Source organism: Acinetobacter sp. ANC 4910, assembly GCF_004331035.1.
Classification (GTDB): Bacteria; Pseudomonadota; Gammaproteobacteria; order Pseudomonadales; family Moraxellaceae; genus Acinetobacter.
In genome coordinates this window covers 94,518-115,532 of sequence record NZ_SJNT01000004.1, presented here as the reverse complement: position 1 = coordinate 115,532, position 21,015 = coordinate 94,518, and the positions used below count along the sequence as shown (strand labels likewise).

Here is a 21,015-nt window from a genome sequence, read left to right as displayed (position 1 = left end):
CAATAAAAAAGCCCTGAGTCTAAGCTGAGGGCTTTTTTGTTTTGCCATTAATTAATGGTCATGATCATGCTTGTTGGCATGGAATTCCTCGTTATGGCGGAAACGTAAATAGTTCTCGAACTGTTCACAGTATTCGTCATAGTTATCTTCTAACATCATTTGGAATTGTTGCATGACATAAGACATCACTTGTTCTTTGGCATCACGCATTTCATTGCCATCTTTGAAGTTATTCGCTGCAACCCAAGTATTGAAACGTGCCGTTGCAAACAGCATAGAAGCGCTGACTTGACCACGAATTTCATTGGGTTTGACTTGTTGTCCTTTGGCTGGGCGACAAAATTCATTGGCATGTTTAATAAATTCATCTGCACGTTCAAAAAAAGCAGCATTCAAAGCTTCTTCTTCGGTGACATCAGTAGCGTCAATCTTTTGAACCATGACTGTTCCTAGCTAAAATTTCATTCTGCATTATAGGCAAAGCCTTGCAGAAACAAAACCTTTGACTTAATCTAAAAATAGCCTAAGCATTATTAAAATTGGAACGCGTTATGTCAGATGCTATTGCAATTCAAAATCTTAAACATGATATTGCACTTTTGCGCCAACAAATTTGGCCACCCCAATCTTTGGCAAATGTCGAAGGATTACCCATTTATTATGGTTCGGCAGAGGATGTCGCACACTATTATCAACAATGGCAAGACTTAATTGAGCGGGCGCAACTGTTGAGCCAACCTTTTTTAAGTGATGAGGTCGTGGATGCTATTCACTTACCCAGTCATCTTAATTTACCTTTGTTTTATTTTCATGTAGACCGAATTCGGATTAATAAAACTCGGGCTAAAGAATCAAAGACTTTTAGAGGAATTGCAAGTTTATTAGATAAATGCGGTGAATTTTCTGCCGAGCAAGTCGCTGTAATGCAAGCTTGGCTGAATAGCGATGAACAAGCAGCATTGGTCGCACACCGTGAGTTTATTGATTTAAGAACCTATGTGTTTCAGCATGGGCAAAGTGAATATACGCGAACCCGATTTTATGTGAATGGTATTGTATTAAGCACCGAAGAACACTTTAAACTGGTCGATGCACGGGATAAGCCACGTAAGCAGCGTAGCGATAGTTATAGCGACCCACTTGCAGACAACGAGGTATGGAAGGTTTTTGGAAAATATCGCTAAGCCCGTTTTATGCCCAGAATGGTTTGATTTTTTTAAATGCTTTCAACTGTTTATCGATGTGTTTGAGTTGTTGTTTTTCCTGCTGTTTAAGCCAGTGTATGGCACATGTGATCTCTTCATTTTCGGGCAGCTCATGGAAGAATTGCTCGGCAACCAAGAGGTCATTATATTGTCCTAAAATCTCTTGAATGGGTTTAATGGCTTGTAAATAGTGCTTTACAGCTTTATTATGGTATAGACTACGCACAAATTCAATGTTGTAACGTAAGTGTTTAAAACGTTTACGCAGTTGGTGTTTTTCTTCATCTTCTAGCTGCGAAAAATGTCCAATGTCATCTGCAATGCGCTGATGGGTTTTATTTAAGTTTTTTTCTGCATATTTTAGAAATGGTTTTTTCTTTTTATTTTTAAGATTCGGTTCAGATGTCATGTAGTCCATAAGTTCCAGTATCAATTGATTGGTTTCTACGGATTGGAAAATCCACATGACTTGATTGTGAAAGTTCTCTGCTGTAGGAAGGTCTAAATGTGTACAACCTGCCTGTTGCAGTTGCGGGAGTAAAGTTTCACGAATAGCATCGGTATCTCGTGCATGACCTAAAGATTGAAAAATAACACGGAGCTGAGCTGCCCAGTGTGGAGAGACATTATCTACTAAGTTGGTATAACTTTTTAAAGCACTACGCATACGCCGTATTGAGACACGTGCTTGATGTACATGTTCGCTATGATATGACCCACTAGCGAGGGCAGTAGCATTGGGTAAAAAATGTTTAAAGGTGTTATTTAAGATGATCTGTACAGCACTATTGGTTGTCATTTCCTGATCTAAAAGAATCGGTTCAGCATACTGTGGTAATAACACATCTTGTTGTTGTAGATGCAAATCGCCCCGCTGAGACTTGCTGCGAGTATCCAACCAAAGCTGGTATTTATTCATCCATGGTTCTATACAGCGAATTAAGTCATGAATGGTGCCTTGTACCAGTTCAAATTCAAGTTCAAATATTCTTAATTTTTCATTTTGAAAAACCAAATGACCAATGTCCAGACAAACCTCAATTTCAGATTGATTAAACAACAGTATTTTGGAGACGCGTTCTACATCGGTAGAAAATTTAATTTGAAAGTTCTGAGCAGCATCAGGAGTAGTTAATAAGGTGGGAAGTTCATCAAAATGATCTTGATATACGCCTAAATTAAGTTTGGGCTGCTTTTTTTTGCCCAAGTCAGATTCAAACTCAAAACGTTCAATATGCTGCTCGGTTTTATATTTTAAGGTTTGAATCCAGTGACCTTGCTCCAAACGTAATCGGAGTGCAATGGATTGCTGTGCCAATTGAAAATCTTCGGTGTCGTAATAATGGGCGAGCAAACGTTGCTTATAGACTTTGGAAGCACAGAAATCTTGATAAATCATGTCCTGAAAAGCTTCTGGAATTTGAAATTTGAGTTCAATTTCTGACATGTTCTAGCCCTCGCACTGGAGTTTTTAAAATTATTTTAATGGCGCTAAATTTATATCTTGGCTAAAGTGACTGAAGAAGTCCAGTAAAAATATAATTTGTCTATTTCTAGATGTGGCAATGAGGTACATCCACAAACTGAATTTGTGGATGTAGATGTATTGGGGTATCAAGCAGCTTAGAATTTAAGGAATTTACGACTTACCATAAATTGTTCAGTCGCATCTAAAAGTGCTTGAGCATACACTTCTTGTTTCGCGGTCAACCAACCCAAAATAAACCAGTCGCTTGCTTCTAATTCGGTTTGCTGAATATAGGCAGCAGATGAACTGAGCGTTAAGTATTCTTCGGCAGCTTGATGTGCTTCATTTAATGCCTTGCTATATTTTTGCAGATTTTTCACATCGTAAATTGAGGTGAGTATAGGGAAGCTAAATTTGAGTTCGCGAATACGTTGCGAAAGTTGCTCAAGGCTTTCAAATTTTGTGACTTCAGTTTCTAAAAGCTGCTCGTGGATCTGTTTATATTGCTGTTGCAAGGTATTTTGTGCATAAGCTTTTAAGTCCAACTCTTGTGTAGCAGTGCTACTTTGCAAGCTAAACATTAAAAGCTCTAAAAAATGATGGACATTGAGTGTTGAGCGCACCAAATTATTTAGCTTTTCTTGTGCATATAAAATATCTTGGGTTAGGCTAGCGACAGTTGTTGGGTTTTGAAGTAATGCGCCCAAAGTACTTTGCATGTGCTCAAGCTGCTGTAAATTTTCAAAATGATGTTTAAAAGCCGCCAACTGATATGCCCATTTATCTGAAACGTCTTTGCTCCACGTTTTAAATAAGGCAGAAGTTAAATAGAGGTGATCCAAAGCCAAATAAGCTTGTTCAAGATGCTCTTTTTCGGCAACGCCTGCAGAAATGGCTGCAATATTTGGAAGTAGGTGCTGTAACTGTTGCGCGATGAGCGAGCGGACATTACTGTCAGCACTGTCTTTTTTGACTAATTGAAAAGTTTTGCTCTGTTGAGCAGGGCTAACGTGTTGCTGAGTAGAGAGTAGATGTCCCATTTCTGCTTTACTGCGTACATCTAACCAAAGTTGATATTTTTTAACCCACTCAAAACTAAAGGCAAGTAAAGACTGAATAGAACCTTGTTTGAGTTCAAATTCAACTTCATGAACTTCTCTTTCTTCAGTTTCAGTGGCTAAGCGACCAATATCGAGGCTGACTTCAATTTCAGCATCTTCGAAGTGAATCACACGATAAGTACGCTGAATATCAGATTCAAACTGTAATTTTAATGAACTAAGTTGATCACCCAAAGCATTTTGCAAAATGGCTCGTGCTTCGGGTTCATGTTCATAAATCGTTAAATCTAAAGCAGGGGCATGTTCAGAAATACCGAAATCATGATTGTGCTCGAAACGGTGCAAATGGCTTTTTCCAGCCGCTTTTAAGGTTTGAACCCAATGCTCACCCTCAAGGCGCAAGCGTAGGGCAACGCCATGTTGTGAAAGTCGTTTATCTGGTGTGTCGAAGTATTTTGCTTGCAGCTGAATCAGATTTGATTTTTTTGGGTCTAAGGCTTTAAGAAGCGTTGTTCTTTTTGCTGTAGGAATTTGAAATTTTAATTCAACTTCAATCATAAATTTGCCTTAGATTATGGTTCAAAAAAGGGGAAGTCTTGTGCAGCTTTTGCTCAAAACTGATGTGACGCTTTAATATTAAATTCTAGCTGAAAAATTCTATGCTGTACGCGTTGATGAGTGAAATTATCGGCAGTTAATGCATTCTAAATTTTGAGTGCTGATGAAATGCTTCTAGCAAACCCATAGGAGATGTTTTTGCAGTACGAGACCTGATCTGATGTTATAGGTTGATCATTAAATCGTAAGGACCAACATTATTTTGCCAACTTAAAAGCTTGAACATAAGCAAAAATGTAATTGACCCATTTAAAGTAAAGCACAATGATATGGGTGCAAAATCAAAAGTTATAATTTAAAACAATCAGGATAATTTAAATATGAATGCAACTATTCAAACCACTGAAAATTTGGAGCATGTTCAAGCACCGCAATTACCCATTCAAAATTATAATGAATTTTATCGTTTTTATTTGACCGAGCACCGTAATATTACGAGTCGGCGTCTACATGTTTTAGGCAGTACTATTGGCGCATATTGGATAGCGAAAGCCATTCGCCATCGTAAACCTAAATATGTATTGTATGGTTTAATTCCAGGTTATGCATGTGCATGGGTCGGACATTTTCTGTATGAAAAGAATAAGCCAGCATCTTTTAAACAGCCACTTTACAGCTTTATTTCGGATTGGCGTATGTTGTCTGATATTGTCCGCGGCAACTTAAGTTTAAAATGCCGTTCATTCGATAAAATTCCAAGTTAATTTTTATCCAAATTAAAGTACACTTGTCTAGTAATATTAGGTCATAACGCTTATATATGTATTTGTTATACATGATTTTTAATTGTGCAATAAAGTGTAATCTTCAAATATATTCATGAAAATGGCTAGGATGTTCAATCCTTCTGATGTAGTATAAGTTTCAGAATTTTAGATGTTCTTGGGTTTACTCAAGATACAGCAAGTTTCCAATGCCTAGAGTGACCTTTCTCTGGGCTTTTTTTATTTGAGATGTAAATAAACAAATACCTATAATTAAAAATTGGGATGATGAATTGAAAGACTCTCTAATTTTTTGCCCACATTGCCCGTGTGGTTAGTGCAAAAAATTAGAGAGTCATGTTTATTTTCAGTTGTTATTATAATTATTGAAAATAAACGAAATCTTTCAGTTTTATCGTTGTATTTTATTGCTTTTGTGTCTTTATTAAACCGTGATTTTGGTACTTGCTCTATCCCCAGAACTAGGGATTTTTGTTAAATGCAAAAATTAAAAGTTATCTTTTAATTCACGTAATTTTTGAAACTCTTCGACGCTTTGTACTCTTAAAAAGGGGTTGGTCTCTAGTTCAATGGCAATATTGCTAGGGAGTGTGGGTTGACCAACCATCCGCAAGGCTTCAACTTGTTCAAAGCGTTGCTGAATTTCTAGATTATCGGGTTCTACATGTAGCGCAAATTTGGCATTGGAAAGGGTGTATTCATGAGTACAATACACTTGGGTTCTTGGGGGTAATGCCGCTAAGCGATTCAAGGAATGGTACATCTGTTCAAAAGTCCCTTCAAATACCCGACCACAGCCCATTGCAAATAAAGTATCCCCACAAAAAACCAGATCAAGTGCATCACTAAAATAGACAATATGACCTAAGGTGTGTCCTGGAACGGCAATCACATCTATACGAATATCATGAAAATTAAAATGCTCACCATCTGCGAGTGGGTGGGTAATAAACGGAATTTTACTTAGTTCATCACGAGGGCCATAAACTGGAATATTGCGATTGACCAATAAACCGTGTACACCACCTATATGGTCTTTATGCCAATGTGTAAGCCAAATTTGATTAAGGTGCAATTGATGTTCTTGACAATAATCTTCAACCAATTGTGCTTCGGTTGGGTCTACGGCAATTACTTCATGGGTTTCGGTATGTTCAAGTAACCAAATATAGTTTTGTAATTGATTTTTTACATCAATGATATGTACTTGATAAGTCATGTTATTCGCTCGTTATCTCTTGTTATCAAGTTTAGCATTGAATGCCTTAGGCTCACTATTTCAACGTTGTAATTAAAAAGTCATGGGTGTGAGAGAAATACAAAAAAGCCGCATCAAAATGCGGCATTTTCAAATATTAGAATTAACGTAACTTTGCCAAGAAACGACCCACTCGGGTAATGGCTTCGCGCAGTTCATTTTCTGCTGGCAAGAACACTACACGGAAATGATCTGGCGTTGGCCAGTTAAAACCAGTACCTTGAACCAATAAGACTTTCTCTGCGCGGAGTAAATCGAGCATGAGTTTCTCATCATCTTGAATTGGATACACGTTTGGATCAAGTTTAGGGAAGCAATACATTGCACCTTCAGGTTTGACACAAGACACACCTGGAATCTCATTCAGCATTTGCCATGCGATATTACGTTGCTCATACAAACGACCACCTGGGCGAATTAAATCATTAATCGACTGGTAGCCACCTAATGCAGTTTGAATCGCATACTGCGCTTGATGATTGGCACATAGACGCATAGACGCAAGCATGTCTAGCCCCTCGATGTAATCCATTGCGCGTGATTTATCACCAGTAATGGCCATCCAACCTGAACGATAACCCGCAATACGATAAGCTTTTGATAAACCGTTGAATGAGATACACAGTTGATCACCTGCTAACGCAGCAACGGAAACATGTTCGATACCGTCATAAATAATTTTGTCGTAGATTTCATCTGCAAATAAAATCAGGTCATATTTTTTGGCTAAAGCGACAATTTGCTCTAAGACATGGCGTGGATAGACTGCACCCGTTGGATTGTTTGGGTTAATAATGACAATACCACGCGTATTTGGCGTGATTTTACTTTCCATATCTGCGATGTCTGGATACCAGAAATTTTCTTCATCGCATTTATAGTGAATTGCTGTACCACCCGATAAGTTTACTGCCGCAGTCCACAGCGGATAATCTGGCATTGGCACCAGCATTTCATCGCCATCATCCAATAAACCTTGCATTGCCATGACGATGAGTTCAGATACGCCATTGCCGATATACACATCATTGACATGCATATCGAAAATGCCTTTTTGCTGGTAATACTGGCAAATGGCTTTACGTGCAGGGAAAATTCCTTTTGAGTCGGTATAACCTACAGCATTGGGCAAGTTTAATGCGACATCATTAATAATTTCTTGTGGGGCTTCAAAGCCAAAGGGAGCTGGGTTGCCAATATTTAGTTTAATAATTTTATGGCCAGCTTCTTCCATCTCGATGGCCGCTCGTAACACTGGTCCACGGATGTCGTAGCATACATGCTCGAGCTTAGACGATTTTTTTATTTCGCGTGGGGTTTGGGTAGTGTTCGGCATTTTGATGTTCTCGGAAAGAGTGGGGGTCACTTTTGCATAACGGTATAAATAACTTTTAAATGTTTCAGTTGTTACCAAATCGAGATCATGTTCATCTCGGAGTAAAGCAACAATTTTTTCATGCGTAAATCCCGCCTGTTGATATTCTTTAATCACAGGCAGTAGATGTTTAAAAATAACGCTCTTTTTCTGCGACATTTTTTAATCCTAAGTAAGCACGTTCACAAGAATAACACCAATTTTGCTCACAAAAAAGCATTGGATTAATAAAAATGCTTACTATGTTTTAAGAATTTGCTTACTTTTTGCTTTTGTTGAAATTATAAGTCTTTTGTAAATTGTTAAGTAAAGACTAGAAATTTTAGGATGAATGACGTAAATATAAGATTATCTTATTTTAAACAGCAAGATAGAAAGGGAAATAATCATGGGAAAACTCAGTAAAACAGACCGAGAATGGCAAAGAGAGTTATCACCAGAAGAATTCCGTATAACTCGACAAAAAGGAACAGAACCTGCTTTTACGGGGAAATATTGGAATACCAAGCAAGAAGGAACTTATGTGTGTCGTTGCTGTGGTACACCGTTGTTTTCGTCTACGACGAAATTTGACAGTGGTTGTGGCTGGCCAAGTTTTTTTAAGCCAATTGTTGGAGGAGCAATTGATGAATTACAAGATAGCTCACATGGTATGCAAAGAACTGAAATAGTTTGTCATCATTGTGACGCTCATTTAGGGCATGTTTTTGAGGATGGTCCGCAGCCGACAGGATTGCGTTATTGCGTAAATTCGGCTTCATTAGAACTACAATCACAAGAAAAAAATGATGAGGAAACCTATCCATGACCAACATTTATCAGTTTGAAGCTGAGTTGTTAGATGGAAAAAATAAAGCTTTTACCGATTACGAGGGTAAAGTTTTATTAATTGTAAATACAGCAAGTAAGTGTGGTTTCACACCGCAATTTGCTGGTTTAGAAAAATTATATGAAAAATATAAGCCGCAGGGGTTAGAAGTACTTGGCTTTCCTTGTAATCAATTTGGTGGACAAGACCCAGGGTCGAACGACCAAATTGGAGCTTTTTGCCAGAAAAATTACGGGGTCACTTTTCCTATGTTTGCCAAGGTCGACGTAAAAGGACCAGAAGCCCATGCCATTTTTCGTTATTTAACCAATAACAGCAAAGGTATTTTAGGCAGCGGCATTAAATGGAATTTTACCAAATTCTTAATAGGTAAAGACGGAACGGTTTTAAACCGTTTTGCGCCAACAACTAAACCTGAAGCCTTAGAAGAAGAAATTGAAAAGGCATTACAAAAATAATTGTAATGTTAAATGGATTAATGACGCAGCCAAATTCTTCTGAAATTCAGGTCGAATTTTGGAGTAATCCGAATATGCCTTATGTGGAAACACGTAGGGCATGTAACAATCGTACTTGTTATAAAGCACATAGCCATCCGACCTTTTCTATTGGTGCAGTAGATGTTGGTCGAAGTATTTTTAATAGTCATTTTGTGGGGACACAGCCCATAGAATCGGGAACCCTTGTTCTTATCCCAGCGCATGTTGAGCATTCCTGTAATCCTGAACCCAATCAGGCGTGGAGTTATCAAATGATGCATCTGGATATGCTCTGGTTACAACAGTTGCTGCATGAAACTAAACAGGATTTTCGTTGTAATGCAGTTCCGCAATATCAGCCTAAACTCTATCAATCTGAGCAACTTTACCGCAATTTTTCTCATTTAAATAGAAACTTATTCGATCACTCAATGTCGTATTTGCAAAAAGAGCAATTACTGATTCAAACGCTGACTGAGTTATTATTTCCGAATTTGCAACTAGAGTTACTCGCAATAAATAGTTATGCACAACAGGAGTTTCAACAACTCCTTTGGGAAATAAGCACAAGTGAAGAATTACTCTCCTTACAATATTTATCTGAGCAAAGTGGGTTAAGTCGTTACGCCATCATTCGTTTGTTTAAGACCAATTTGGGGTTAACACCTCATGCATATCAACTGAATTTAAAAATTAATCAAGCGAGAAAGCTCTTAAAGCAGGGTAAGGATATTGCCGAGATGAGTTATCAATTGGGTTTTAGTGATCAAAGTCATTTTCAACGTGTGTTTAAGCAGTTGACAGGTACTACGCCGAAGTTCTATCAAAAGCAGCACCGCCGCGCAATTTTATACAAGAATTCAATTTAAGTAGGCTCTAGGCTGATCTCTGTTTTTTAGCCGAGCTTAGTCATGGAGTTATTCTTTTTTATTGCAGTTACACATTTTATTGCTTTGCTTTCTCCAGGACCTGATTTTTTCCTTATCTTAATTCATTCAATGAAATATGGTTCAAAATTAGCACGTTATACTGTATTGGGAATTGCGGTTGGAAATGCACTGATTTTGTTGTTGATCTTTGTATTGTTGTGGGGCTTAGGTCAAATTCATCCCATTCTATTACAACTCCTACGCTGTTTAGGGGTGGCTTATTTACTTTATTTGGCGTTGCAATGTTTTCGTTATCGTGACAAAGAAAATGAGCATTTAACAGATCATGATGAAATCCAAATAAAGACATCAAGCACTTTATGTTTCGCTCAAGGTTTGCAATCTAGTTTGCTTAATCCGAAAAATCTGATGTTTTATAGCAGTTTGATTTTATTGGTCTACAGTCAATTTAGTGTTAAACAACTCTCTTTGATTTGCTTTTGGATGGTAAGTGTCGTTCTATTTTGGAATTTATTTCTGCTTAAATTATTCAATTTTAGTGGTTGGAGTGCGTTTTTAAAAAGGAATACGAAGACATTATATCGACTCACGGGCTGCTGTTTTTTGGGTTTTGCCTTTGTTTTGGCAATGCTTTAAGTGATGAATTTACAGATTTATTTTATGTTGCGATGAATTTAACTAAGAGTTTGTTTATTGCTATTTTGATACAGAAACAACTGTAGATTTATATGTAACTTATAAATGGTGCGTTATCCCCAAAAATAGATAATTTCAAATCAAGGGCATTTTTAGATGCCCTTGATGTTTTGTAAGAGTCCTTTTATGAAATCTTCTGCTTAAATTTCTTAATGGATTGCCAAAAATGTTCCCTATACGGCATGTCTTAAGTTGATTTTGCACTGTTTAAAATAGCAATATAAAGCTTGGTTTTACATGGCATAGATCTCTTGTAAGCTCGTTAAAATTAAACTGCGGCACAGCAATAAAATTCAATTTTCTTCAAATATATAAACCATTAACGGGCAAGAAATGTAGCCGCTTCATCAATTAAATCAGCAATTGCTTTGGGTTGAGATGCTAAAGATGCATGGCTGGTATTTAAAGAAATGACCTTTTTAGCATTTAAACGAGAAGACATCATGGTTTGATTTTCTGGATGAATCATGCGGTCTTCGGTCGAAATTTGATACCAAGAAGGTTTTGTTTTCCACGCAGGAGTCGAAATCGTATCGCTAAATGTACCCGCTACAGGCGCTTTTTGAGTGATGCCCATCACCAGACCATCATTGTGACTTAAATCCTGACAAAAGTTTTCATAATATTTATCGACTTTTATCCAAAGATAACCATCGCTATCGGGCTCTAAATCTGGTGCACCTGCAGGTAAATGTTGTTGGGTAATGCTGCCTGGGCTTTCACCCGTGTCTGGTGCAAAAGCTGCAATATATACCAGCCCTACAACATTGGGTTGGTTGCCAGCTTCGGTAATAACAGCACCACCATAAGAGTGACCGACTAAAAGCACATCTCCTTTCACTTGAGCAATCATTTTTCGGGTGCGTTCAACATCATCGGCTAAAGAAGTGAGGGGAAGTTCAACAGCACGCAATGCTGTATAGCCTCGGTCAAATAAATCGATAATGACTTTAGACCAATGGGCAGCACCGCCCCAGAATCCGTGGACTAAAATAATGGTAGGCTTATTCTTCATCTTCTATTCCCTTGAGTAAAATATCATCTTAGCGTTAAAAATATGACTGTGCCAACTTGGTTTAGATGAGCTGACTCCAAGTTATTTTATTTTGTAAGTTCAATCGAGGCATTTACTCAAGCAAGTCAGATTTCACTTCAGTTGATCGATTTACCATTTAAACTACAGGCTATTGTGGCTAGTCTATGAAATAAGCACTTCTACGTATTCATGTTTGGTCAATAAGAAGAGAGCCATAAAATACTGGATGTAAGATGCATGCTTTTAAGTATTCGTGTTGGATTCTAAAATCCAGATAAATCGTATTGAACTACTTTAAGCTTAATTTCTTGAGAATATTTAGCCATAGAAAAGCACCCTTTAAATTAAACAAAGACGCGTTCAACTTTCGGGGTGCAGTTCAAAATATAGATTTTTTATGGTCTAAAAGATGATTACAGAATCTGTTTTAAACGTGCGATAACTTGCTCACACTGTGCAATATCTGCAACGAGAGCAAGACGCACATGGTTTTCACCAGGGTTACCCGTCGCCGTATCACGCGATAAATAGCGCCCCGGGAGCACTTTTACATGGGCCTTTTCCATCAGCATTTTGGCAAAAGTTTCATCATTATCTACTTTAAGCCAATAATAAAAGCCCGCATCAGGTTTTTGTAATGGTAAAAGATGTCCCAATTCATTTTGAAATAAATCAAACTTGGCACGGTACTGCACGCGATTTTCTTCTACGTGTGCTTCATCATCCCATGCCGCAATAGAGGCCAACTGATGTTGAACAGGCATTGCTGCACCGTGATAAGTACGATATTGCAAATATGGTTTTAATAAGGCTGCATCGCCCGCAACAAAACCAGAACGCATACCCGGTAAGTTTGAACGTTTTGACAATGAATGGAACACGACACAGTTTTTATAGTCATCACGCCCAATTTCAGCACAGACTTCTAATAGTCCTGTTGGTGCTTGATCAAACCAAAGCTCTGAATAACATTCATCTGATGCAATTACAAAACCGTATTGATCGGATAGTGCAATCAGCTTTTTAAATTGTTCTTTAGAAAGCACTGCACCTGTTGGGTTACCCGGTGTACAAACAAACAAGAGTGCCGTTTTTTCCCAGACTTCAGCAGGAACCGCATCAAAATCACCTAAATAGCCATTTTCTTCGGTACAGTTGATGAAATAAGGTTCAGCACCTGCCAATAAAGTTGCCCCTTCATAAATTTGATAGAACGGGTTTGGCATCACCACATACGGTTTTTCATCACGATTAATCAGTGCTTGTACGAATGAAAAAATTGCTTCACGCGTCCCCGAAACAGGCAAAATTTCCTGTTCAGGGTTAATTTGATTGAGATGAAAACGTCGTGTTAACCAGTTGGCAATGCTGAGGCGTAATTCAGGTAAACCTTTACTGTTTGGGTAGGTCGATAGATGCTGGAAATTATCAATAATCGCCTGTTTCACAAACTCTGGTGCAGGATGCTTTGGTTCTCCAATTGAAAGAGGAATCAAAGGTAAATCTGCTGGTTGTACATCCTTAAAAAGTTTATTTAACTTTTCAAATGGATAAGGATGTAATAGGGATAAACTAGAGTTCATGAAACGGATACCCGAACGTTAAAAATTAATGTTGACCACAGACCTGATTAGAGGCTTCATCCAATGCTAGCTTCAGTTGATTGGCAAATAATACCGTTTCTTCTTCCGTCATTGGTGAGCCATCTTTTTTGGTCACAAAGAAGATATCTTCGGCGCGTTCGCCTAAAGTGGCAATTTTAGCAGAGTGAATGTCTAAACCTTGCATCATAAACAGACCACCAATTTTCGCAAGTAATCCTGGATGGTCAAGTGTAGAAATTTCAACCATATTTTGCTGTAACGCTTCATTCAAGGTTACATCTACAGTATTTTCAATATCAAAATGGCGAAGTTGGCGTGGAATACGGCGCTGCATTAATCCCGGATATTTATCGGATTGGCTGAGTGCTGAGGTGAGCGAATGAATGACCGTCGCCTCACGTTCAGGATCTGTTAATAAGGTGCCAAAACGGTCTAGAACCAAATAGGTATCCAAACTAAATGCTGTAGTCGCAGTAATAATTCGCGCATCCTGAACATCCAGATTCATTCGATCTAAAATGGCCACAGTGGTTGCAAATAAGTTAGGTTGGTCGCGTGTATAAATAAAGATCTGTACCGCATCTTGTGCAGAAATACGGTGTGCACGCATTAACACTAAAGGTGCTGGATTTTCACCGTGTTCTAATATTGCACGGGTATGCCAAGCAATTTCATCAGCCGATTCTTTGATGAAATATTCATCACCGAGTTCTTGCCAGACTTTTTCTACATCAGCCAAAGAAAAATCGTTGACCAACATTTCACTGGCTGCAAATTTGGTGTCTTCTATCAGCATTTGGTAGTCGACGGGACGACCAAGACCGGTACGAATAATGTCACGAGCATGCGTGTAGAGTTGGCGCATGAGTGATGCACGCCATGAATTCCATAGTTTTGGGTTGGTCGCATTAATATCAGCAACAGTGAGGGTATAGAGATAGTCTAAATGCTCCATATCACCCAGTTTTTCTGCGAAATCTTTCACCACATCGGGGTCGGAAATGTCTTTTTTCTGGGCCGTCAATGACATCAATAGATGGTTTTGAATCAACCAAGCCACCAGTTTGCATTCGCGTTCGGTAAATCCGTGTACCCGACAGAATTCAATCGCATCTTCTGCGCCAAGTTCACTATGGTCACCGCCACGTCCTTTGGCAATGTCATGGAACAGAGCGGCTAAAAATACGATGTCACGTCGCGCTAAACGTTGGAAGACTGAACTGACGACAGGGAAATCTTTGGCAAATTCAGGTTCTTTAAAGCGATTTAAGTTACGCAACAATAATAAAGTGTGTGCATCGACCGTATAAATATGGAACAAATCATATTGCATGAGTCCCATAATTTGCCCGAATGCAGGAATATAGTTGCCCAAAACGCCATAACGTTTCATGGCGACCATGGTGTCATATAAGCGGTAAGGTGAACGGATAATTGCCATGAACAAGGCTTGGTGTTCAGGATTATCGCGATAAGCCTGATCAATGCGTTTCGCTGCTAATATGAGTAGACGTAAGGTGCGCGCGCGAATGCCTTCGATTTCTGGACGGTTCGCGAGTAAATAGAATAATTCTAAAATTGCACTAGGCTTTTCAGCGAAAATTTTATGGTGTTGGACTGCTAATTTACCATCGACCAATTTGAAATTATCGTTAATTTCTACAATTTGACGTTCATATTGTGGCAGTCGAGGGGTAATAACGGATTCACTAAAATATGCCAACAACATTTCATTCAGGGTAGACACCTGTTGTGCAGTACGGTAGTACCGTTTCATGAATTGTTCAATTGGATAGTTGGGTGACTTATCTTCTTCACGTACATAACCAAACATACCAGCAATGTCACGCTGATAGTCAAATAATAAACGGTTCTCGTCACGTTTGGTTAGGCGGTGTAAATGATGGCGAATTTCCCATAAGAAACTTTCAGCTTCTTCCAATACACCAAGTTCAAACTCAGAAATAAAGCCCAAATGTACCAAGTCATAAATACGGTTCACTCGGAAATGACGTTTAGCAATCCAGCCAATCTGGTTAATATCCCGGATACCGCCTGGAGCATTCTTAATATCGGGCTCTAAGTTACTTTCAGTATTATTGTGTTGTGCGTAACGGCGGTGTTGCTCTTCCATTTTCGCGTCATAGAAAGTTTTATCTGTCCAAGTTTGCGAAACAATGCGACGCGGCCAACGTGCGAGATGTTCATAGCCGATAATTAGACGTGCTTCAATGAGGGTGGTGGCAACGGTTAAATCGTTAGTGGCTTCTTCGACACATTGGCGAATACTGCGAACACTGATGCCGGGCTTAAAATTACCAACATCCCAAAGCGAAGAAATAAAAGTGGAAATCAGTTTTTCTTGATCTGCCGTAATTTCATCTTCCGACAAAATCATAATGTCGACATCTGAATATGGCAGCATTTCATGGCGACCGTAGCCTCCGACCGCAAACAGCCCGAGATTGGTTTGATCTAACTCAGCATGCTTCCAGAGAAATTGCAGTGCTTCATCGATTAGATTAGAGCGCGCTAAAATAATTTCACGAATGGGCTGTCCATGTTCAAAACTTTCTTGTAATTGCTTTTCTACATCGGTACGCCATTGGTTAATCGCTTGAATATCATGGTTACTTTTGACGTAATTCAACAATGGTGAAGTATTGATCATGAACAGGAGTCCGTAATATGTATAAGTTAGTTCTGATTCACAATGACTTGATCCGCAGCGTGTTTTGCCAGTTCACGAGCTTGATCGGTGGTTTCGGCGCGTGCAGTAGTAACACCCATACGGCGGCGTTTAAAACCTTCAGGTTTTCCGAATAGACGTAAATCAGTATTTGGATTTGCCAAAGCAAGATTTAAGCCAGAGAAGGAAAGATTGGTATCATCCGCACCTGCGTAAATGACAGCACTAGCAGCAACACTGTGGCGAGCGGTATTTACAGGCAAGCCTAAAATAGCGCGCGCATGCAATTCAAATTCGCTTTGATATTGGGAAGCTAAAGTCACAAGGCCTGTATCGTGTGGACGAGGTGAGACCTCACTAAACCACACTTTGTCACCTTTGACAAACAATTCCACACCAAAAATACCGCAACCACCTAAGGCTGTAGTAACTTTATGAGAAATACGTTTTGCTTCTTCCAAAGCCACTGCTGTCATGGGTTGTGGCTGCCAGCTTTCCACGTAATCGCCAGAATCTTGACGATGACCAATTGGGTCGCAGTACTGGGTTTCAATTTCACCAGTCTCTGCATTTTTGGCACGAACAGTGAGTAAGGTGATTTCAAAATCAAAGTCAATTTGTGATTCCACAATGACGGTACCTTGATTTACACGGCCACCTGTTTGTGCATATTCCCAAGCTGCATCGACTTCAGCAAAGCTTTTCACGCGCGATTGACCTTTGCCCGAAGAGGACATGACCGGTTTCACAAAGTTTGGGTAACCAATGTCATCACAAGCAGCGCGGAAAGATTCAAGAGAGTCGGCAAAACGGTAAGCAGATGTGGGTAAGCCGAGTTCTTCCGCAGCCAAACGACGGATACCTTCACGGTTCATGGTAAGGTTCACGGCTTTGGCAGAAGGAATGATGGTCGCGATTTGTTGTGCTTCAATTTCGACCAGAACTTCAGTCGCAATCGCTTCAATTTCAGGAACAATAAGGTTGGGTTGAACTTGAGTAATGAGTTGTTTTAATTCTTCAGGATCTGCCATATTCAAGGTGTGTTGATAATGTGCAACTTGCATGGCAGGAGCATGGTCGTATCGGTCAGCAGCGTGTACTTCGACACCCAAACGTTGCAGTGAAATCACCACTTCTTTTCCGAGTTCACCAGACCCTAATAGTAGAACTTTAAATGCAGAAGATTGAAGGGGAGTACCAATAGTCACGCTCATGTGATTCATCCTTGCGTAAATGGGGTTTTAGCATAGCAGAACTCAAGGTCATGTTCAGGTCGCTTTCACATAAAATAATAAGATTGTCGAACAATTTTTTGAGCAGGTTATTCTGACAGGAACATTTATGGTTTTAATCAAAATGCTTTAACTTTCATAAAGTAAGTTTATTTCATATTTTTAGTTAATCACCTGAAAATTGCTCTCAAGTGATTAACTAGGTTATGAATCATCCGTTCAAAATAAATTAAAAATGAAAAGGGATGTAGGTATAAACCAGACCATAGGTCAACGCAGCCGTTAAAGTTGCGGGTACAATTTTCTTGAACTTAAAATATAAGCCTGTAAGTACCAAAAACCCAATGAGCATTGCCAAACTTTTATTGGGTGTTTCTAACAACGGCGGAAGAGTCGCAACCACAAGCATGGAGCTAATGGCAGAAATACCAATTGAGCCTAAGGCAATTTTTAACCACAAGGCACCACGTTTTTGCGAGTTTTGTTGAAATTTTTGAATGACAAAAAAAGGACCAAAACGTGAGATAAAATTAGCAATACCAACCACAATTCCTACCAATATGATTTCAAGATTCATGTGATGCTCCTGTGTGTTCGGCATCTTGTTGTTTGAGGACATAGTGCTTAAACAAACCTGCAAATATACCTGATGAAATACCAATGAAAATTGCCGCAGAGAGATCAATGAAATAGCAGGCAATCGCAGAGACTATAATGGTCACGCTCACCACAAAAGTATGTTTCTTTTCGAAGGCAGCCAGCAAGAAACTGAGGAATAACGCAGGTAACAAGAAATCGAGTGCAGCCTGTAAAAACTGCGGTAGATTGCTGACTTGATCGGCAAACAGTCCACCCAAGAATGAGCCAGTTGCCCAAGATAACCAGCTAAATAAACTCAGTCCTAACATCCAAGATTCAGACCATTCTTGGCGTCGTTGTGAGAGTTTGATCATGCCTGAAGCAAAGACTTCATCAGTCAGTCCCCACGCCCAAATCGCGGTTTTTTTTAGGTTTAATCGGTCTTGAATTAGGTTTTGTAAGGCTGGACCGTACAGTAAATGACGAATATCCAAGGCAATGACAGTCAGCGCTGTCATCCAAATAGACGTCCCACTGCCTAAAAGTGCAACCACCAGAAATTGGCTGGCACCAGCATACATAGTACAAGAAAGAAACAAGGCTTCCCAAGCACTGAAGCCAAACTGCGTTGCAGAAACCCCAAAGGCAAAAGAAACAGGTAAATAGGTAAAGATAATCGCTTGGCTATCTTTGGCGCCTTGCCAAAAACCAGCCGTTTGCGTGGGTGTTAATTTGTGTTGTGACACGACACACCTTGTTAGAGTTAAACGATAGGTCAAATAAGATTGTGTATTGTAGCCGAATTTACTAGCATAGTGCTTACTAGATTGTTGCGGTGATTCCCTAAATGCGAATACTTAGAGCGCCTGTTCTTGTTGTTTCTGTGTTGAGTAGTGCTGTGTTATTACAAGGTTGTGGTCAATCTTCAGATCATGCTGAAAAGAAAGCTGAAATTAAGGCTGCGCCTAAATTAACCAATGACGCAACCACCTATGCACATGAAGCATGGCGATTCATGAACGAGGCAGATCCTTATGTATACCGTAAACAACGGAATTTAATTGAAGAGAATGTACGTAAACCTGCGCGTAAACTGAGTACAGATTGGCGTATTAACGTCAAAATGACAGACTCTGTGACTGAAGGAAAATATGCGTTGTGTCGAAAAGCATTGACTGGTTTAGATGTTTGGGCGCGGGAGACCATGGAGAACTCAGCGACAGTATCGCAGAAAAAAGCGGATTATGAACGAGACAAAGCGCAATGCAAAGATGCCCTTGAGCATCCAGAATTAGGCAATACTGACCCGAAGAAAAAAGCATTTAGTTCATAAAGTTTGCATGTTTAAAGCTGCATTGTGGTTTATAAAATTACAATGCAGATGCACGAACAGTAACGCCGATAATAGAAAATAAGACTGACTTGATTAATTTAATACATTATTTTTATGTGATAAAAAACTATATAATTTACATGAAAAGTCACATTTATTGTCGTGAGGTTATCGTTCTATGTTGAAAACATCTTTGCTTGCTTTAGGTCTTTTCTGGGTATTCAGTTCAACTGTGAATGCTCAGATTGAACAGCCGAAAGTACACACTGCTTTATATTTTTCTGTTGCACAAGAAGTTGCACCTTGCACCAATGGTTTTGATGAGGTCAATGTCTGCCAATTAAACTCTTAATTGAGTTGCTTTTTTGGTGCATATATTGAGGTGTGCACAGTTATGGTGAAATTTTTCGCACCATGACAACGCGGCAAGTTACTTTGGTTTTAGCTGTGTAGGGTATACGCCAAATGATGTAATTGCTCTTGATCTATAATTTCAATTTTTTTAAACGCAAGTTTTAATACACCGAGTTTCTCCAAAGCTTGTAATTCCTGATTCACCGTTTGTCGTGAACAAGTCAGCATTTGTGCCAGTTGTTCCTGACTCAGTTGGATGGCATTTTTTTCAATCAGCACATGATTGCCATAGCCTTGTAAAATCAGCATTAAGCGTAGAGCAAGCCGTTGCCTGATGGTCTGAGTTTGAATTGAAATCAGCTCTAAAAAAGCAATACGTAATTTTTGGCTGGTGAGTTGAGCAATATGAAACCAGAACTGAGGTTGTTCAGCGAGTAGCGTGTAAATGGCAGCACTTGGGATATGCAGGATGCGTGTTTTTTGAATCGCAATGGCATCGTGGGAACGCGGTTGCTGATCAATTAAAGAGATTTCACCGAACCACATGATGGGTTCTGCAATTGCAGCAATAGATTCTGTACCTTCAATATCGACATAACCTAAGCGTACTGCACCATCGAGTACCGCATAGATTCCATCAAAAGCATTTCCAGAATAAAAAATAGCTTGTTCTTTCTGATAGTGCTGTATAAGCGCATGTTCCTGAATAAACTGCTGAAAAGGAACTGGTAGCTCAGAATACCAACGGTTATTGGCAAGATGTTGAAGATCATCCATTTGCAGTGTCATGGGCATCCTTATTTTTTGAATTGTCGGCTAGGTGACAACTATAAAAATGATTTTTTTATATAGTGAGTTTATACATCTTACAAGGACGATCCCAATGAGTAAATTAGAACAACTTTTAAGCCAGTATGCGGCTTATCATCTTGATCATAAAAATATTTTAACGCATTTTGTGGGGATTCCGCTGATTGTGTTCTCTATTATGTGTTTGACTGCACGGGTAGGGTTTCACTTTTCAGGATTTGAAATCACCTTAGCATTGGTCTTGATTATATTGAGCTGTGGATATTATTTGAAATTAGATCTATGGTTTGGCGCGATCATGTTGTTACTTTTTGCGACGGTCTATCCTTTGGCGTTAAAGGTTGCCAGTCTAACTTTGGCAGTATGGTTGATGCTGAGTATGGGTATTTTTGTGGTGGGTTGGATATTTCAGTTTGTTGGGCATTTTTATGAAAAGAAAAAACCAGCCTTTGTCGATGATTTGGTCGGTTTGATCATTGGTCCCTTATTTGTGTTAGCAGAAGCAGTTTTTATTCTTGGCTTGAGAAAAGAATTGCAACAACACATTCTTGAACAAGCCAGAAAACAAAGGGCTGCAATGGATGCAAAACCTGTGGATGCCACGACATCTTAATACCATTTAAATCTTTATATATTTTAATCCAATGCTCTACCATATGGAGCATTGGACACAGTTTCTCAAAAGTTAAAATACATATACGGATGTAGCCACTTTATCAATGCAAAGTAGCATACCGCTCAACAGAATCCCGAGTCCAAATATGTAGCGTAGTC

At 39.1% G+C, this 21,015-nt stretch carries 21 protein-coding genes; 9 read left to right on the top strand and 12 right to left on the bottom strand.

The window, feature by feature from the left end; all coding sequences use genetic code 11:
- Positions 1–51: 51 nt before the first annotated feature.
- On the bottom strand, positions 52–441 hold the full coding sequence (locus tag E0H82_RS05410) for a DUF3144 domain-containing protein (RefSeq protein ID WP_116762576.1): 390 nt from the start codon (positions 439–441) through the stop codon (positions 52–54).
- A gap of 110 nt (positions 442–551) precedes the next feature.
- Between E0H82_RS05410 and E0H82_RS05405 the strand changes: the two genes are divergently transcribed.
- Entirely contained in the window at positions 552–1,184 is a 633-nt protein-coding gene (locus tag E0H82_RS05405) for a hypothetical protein (protein WP_131263694.1), read from the top strand.
- Between the two features lie 7 nt (positions 1,185–1,191).
- Here the strand turns inward: E0H82_RS05405 and E0H82_RS05400 are convergent, their stop codons facing one another.
- Positions 1,192–2,652, bottom strand: coding sequence for a CHAD domain-containing protein (locus E0H82_RS05400; RefSeq protein WP_131263693.1), 1,461 nt, complete (start codon positions 2,650–2,652; stop codon positions 1,192–1,194).
- A 176-nt stretch (positions 2,653–2,828) separates the two neighbouring features.
- Positions 2,829–4,292, bottom strand: a complete 1,464-nt coding sequence (locus E0H82_RS05395; protein ID WP_131263692.1) for an inorganic triphosphatase — start codon at positions 4,290–4,292, stop codon at positions 2,829–2,831.
- Between the two features lie 380 nt (positions 4,293–4,672).
- On the opposite strand from E0H82_RS05395, the gene E0H82_RS05390 reads away from it, so the two are divergent.
- Positions 4,673–5,056, top strand: a complete 384-nt coding sequence (locus E0H82_RS05390) for a DUF962 domain-containing protein (protein ID WP_131263691.1) — start codon at positions 4,673–4,675, stop codon at positions 5,054–5,056.
- Between the two features lie 508 nt (positions 5,057–5,564).
- Here the strand turns inward: E0H82_RS05390 and gloB are convergent.
- Positions 5,565–6,296, bottom strand: coding sequence for a hydroxyacylglutathione hydrolase (gene gloB / locus E0H82_RS05385; RefSeq protein ID WP_131263690.1), 732 nt, complete (start codon positions 6,294–6,296; stop codon positions 5,565–5,567).
- A gap of 142 nt (positions 6,297–6,438) precedes the next feature.
- Positions 6,439–7,869 (bottom strand): pyridoxal phosphate-dependent aminotransferase, encoded by a 1,431-nt coding sequence (locus E0H82_RS05380; protein WP_131263689.1) that lies wholly within the window; start codon positions 7,867–7,869, stop codon positions 6,439–6,441.
- A 229-nt stretch (positions 7,870–8,098) separates the two neighbouring features.
- Here E0H82_RS05380 and msrB point away from each other — a divergent pair, with 229 nt between their 5' ends.
- From msrB to E0H82_RS05360, 4 genes are read left to right on the top strand one after another with little or no spacing between them, the layout of a single operon-like run.
- On the top strand, positions 8,099–8,518 hold the full coding sequence (msrB, locus tag E0H82_RS05375) for a peptide-methionine (R)-S-oxide reductase MsrB (protein WP_131263688.1): 420 nt from the start codon (positions 8,099–8,101) through the stop codon (positions 8,516–8,518).
- Positions 8,515–8,997: a glutathione peroxidase gene (locus tag E0H82_RS05370; RefSeq protein ID WP_131263687.1), complete on the top strand. Its 483-nt coding sequence runs from the start codon at positions 8,515–8,517 to the stop codon at positions 8,995–8,997. Before msrB ends, E0H82_RS05370 begins: the two co-directional genes overlap by 4 nt.
- A 20-nt stretch (positions 8,998–9,017) precedes the next feature.
- A complete protein-coding gene (locus E0H82_RS05365) occupies positions 9,018–9,887 on the top strand; it encodes an AraC family transcriptional regulator (RefSeq protein ID WP_213073957.1) in 870 nt (289 codons plus the stop codon).
- Between the two features lie 42 nt (positions 9,888–9,929).
- Positions 9,930–10,544, top strand: a complete 615-nt coding sequence (locus E0H82_RS05360; RefSeq protein ID WP_131263686.1) for a LysE family translocator — start codon at positions 9,930–9,932, stop codon at positions 10,542–10,544.
- 379 nt (positions 10,545–10,923) lie between these two features.
- Here E0H82_RS05360 and E0H82_RS05355 read toward each other — a convergent pair whose 3' ends face one another.
- From E0H82_RS05355 to E0H82_RS05330, 6 genes are all read right to left on the bottom strand, one after another.
- On the bottom strand, positions 10,924–11,619 hold the full coding sequence (locus E0H82_RS05355; protein ID WP_131263685.1) for an alpha/beta hydrolase: 696 nt from the start codon (positions 11,617–11,619) through the stop codon (positions 10,924–10,926).
- Positions 11,620–12,053: 434 nt separating this feature from the next.
- Positions 12,054–13,223 carry a succinyldiaminopimelate transaminase gene (dapC, locus tag E0H82_RS05350; protein ID WP_131263684.1) on the bottom strand — a complete coding sequence of 390 codons (1,170 nt, stop codon included), beginning with the start codon at positions 13,221–13,223 and terminating at the stop codon, positions 12,054–12,056.
- A gap of 25 nt (positions 13,224–13,248) precedes the next feature.
- Positions 13,249–15,915 (bottom strand): [protein-PII] uridylyltransferase, encoded by a 2,667-nt coding sequence (gene glnD, locus E0H82_RS05345; protein ID WP_131263683.1) that lies wholly within the window; start codon positions 15,913–15,915, stop codon positions 13,249–13,251.
- A 26-nt stretch (positions 15,916–15,941) separates the two neighbouring features.
- On the bottom strand, positions 15,942–17,156 hold the full coding sequence (gene purT, locus E0H82_RS05340) for a formate-dependent phosphoribosylglycinamide formyltransferase (RefSeq protein WP_171458261.1): 1,215 nt from the start codon (positions 17,154–17,156) through the stop codon (positions 15,942–15,944).
- A gap of 238 nt (positions 17,157–17,394) precedes the next feature.
- The gene (gene ygaH / locus E0H82_RS05335) at positions 17,395–17,742 is read right to left on the bottom strand and encodes an L-valine transporter subunit YgaH (protein ID WP_131263681.1); all 348 of its coding nucleotides are present in this window, start codon (positions 17,740–17,742) and stop codon (positions 17,395–17,397) included.
- Positions 17,732–18,490 carry an AzlC family ABC transporter permease gene (locus tag E0H82_RS05330; protein ID WP_131263680.1) on the bottom strand — a complete coding sequence of 253 codons (759 nt, stop codon included), beginning with the start codon at positions 18,488–18,490 and terminating at the stop codon, positions 17,732–17,734. The genes ygaH and E0H82_RS05330 overlap by 11 nt, the downstream gene beginning before the upstream one ends.
- A 101-nt stretch (positions 18,491–18,591) precedes the next feature.
- Here E0H82_RS05330 and E0H82_RS05325 point away from each other — a divergent pair, with 101 nt between their 5' ends.
- Complete coding sequence (locus E0H82_RS05325) at positions 18,592–19,077, top strand: hypothetical protein (protein ID WP_131263679.1); 486 nt, start codon at positions 18,592–18,594, stop codon at positions 19,075–19,077.
- Positions 19,078–19,255: 178 nt separating this feature from the next.
- Positions 19,256–19,429 (top strand): hypothetical protein, encoded by a 174-nt coding sequence (locus tag E0H82_RS16520; RefSeq protein ID WP_165492922.1) that lies wholly within the window; start codon positions 19,256–19,258, stop codon positions 19,427–19,429.
- A gap of 89 nt (positions 19,430–19,518) precedes the next feature.
- On the opposite strand, the gene E0H82_RS05320 is transcribed toward E0H82_RS16520, so the two are convergent.
- On the bottom strand, positions 19,519–20,220 hold the full coding sequence (locus E0H82_RS05320; protein WP_228258627.1) for a Crp/Fnr family transcriptional regulator: 702 nt from the start codon (positions 20,218–20,220) through the stop codon (positions 19,519–19,521).
- Between the two features lie 94 nt (positions 20,221–20,314).
- Between E0H82_RS05320 and E0H82_RS05315 the strand changes: the two genes are divergently transcribed.
- Complete coding sequence (locus E0H82_RS05315) at positions 20,315–20,854, top strand: DUF962 domain-containing protein (protein WP_131263677.1); 540 nt, start codon at positions 20,315–20,317, stop codon at positions 20,852–20,854.
- Positions 20,855–21,015 lie beyond the last annotated feature (161 nt).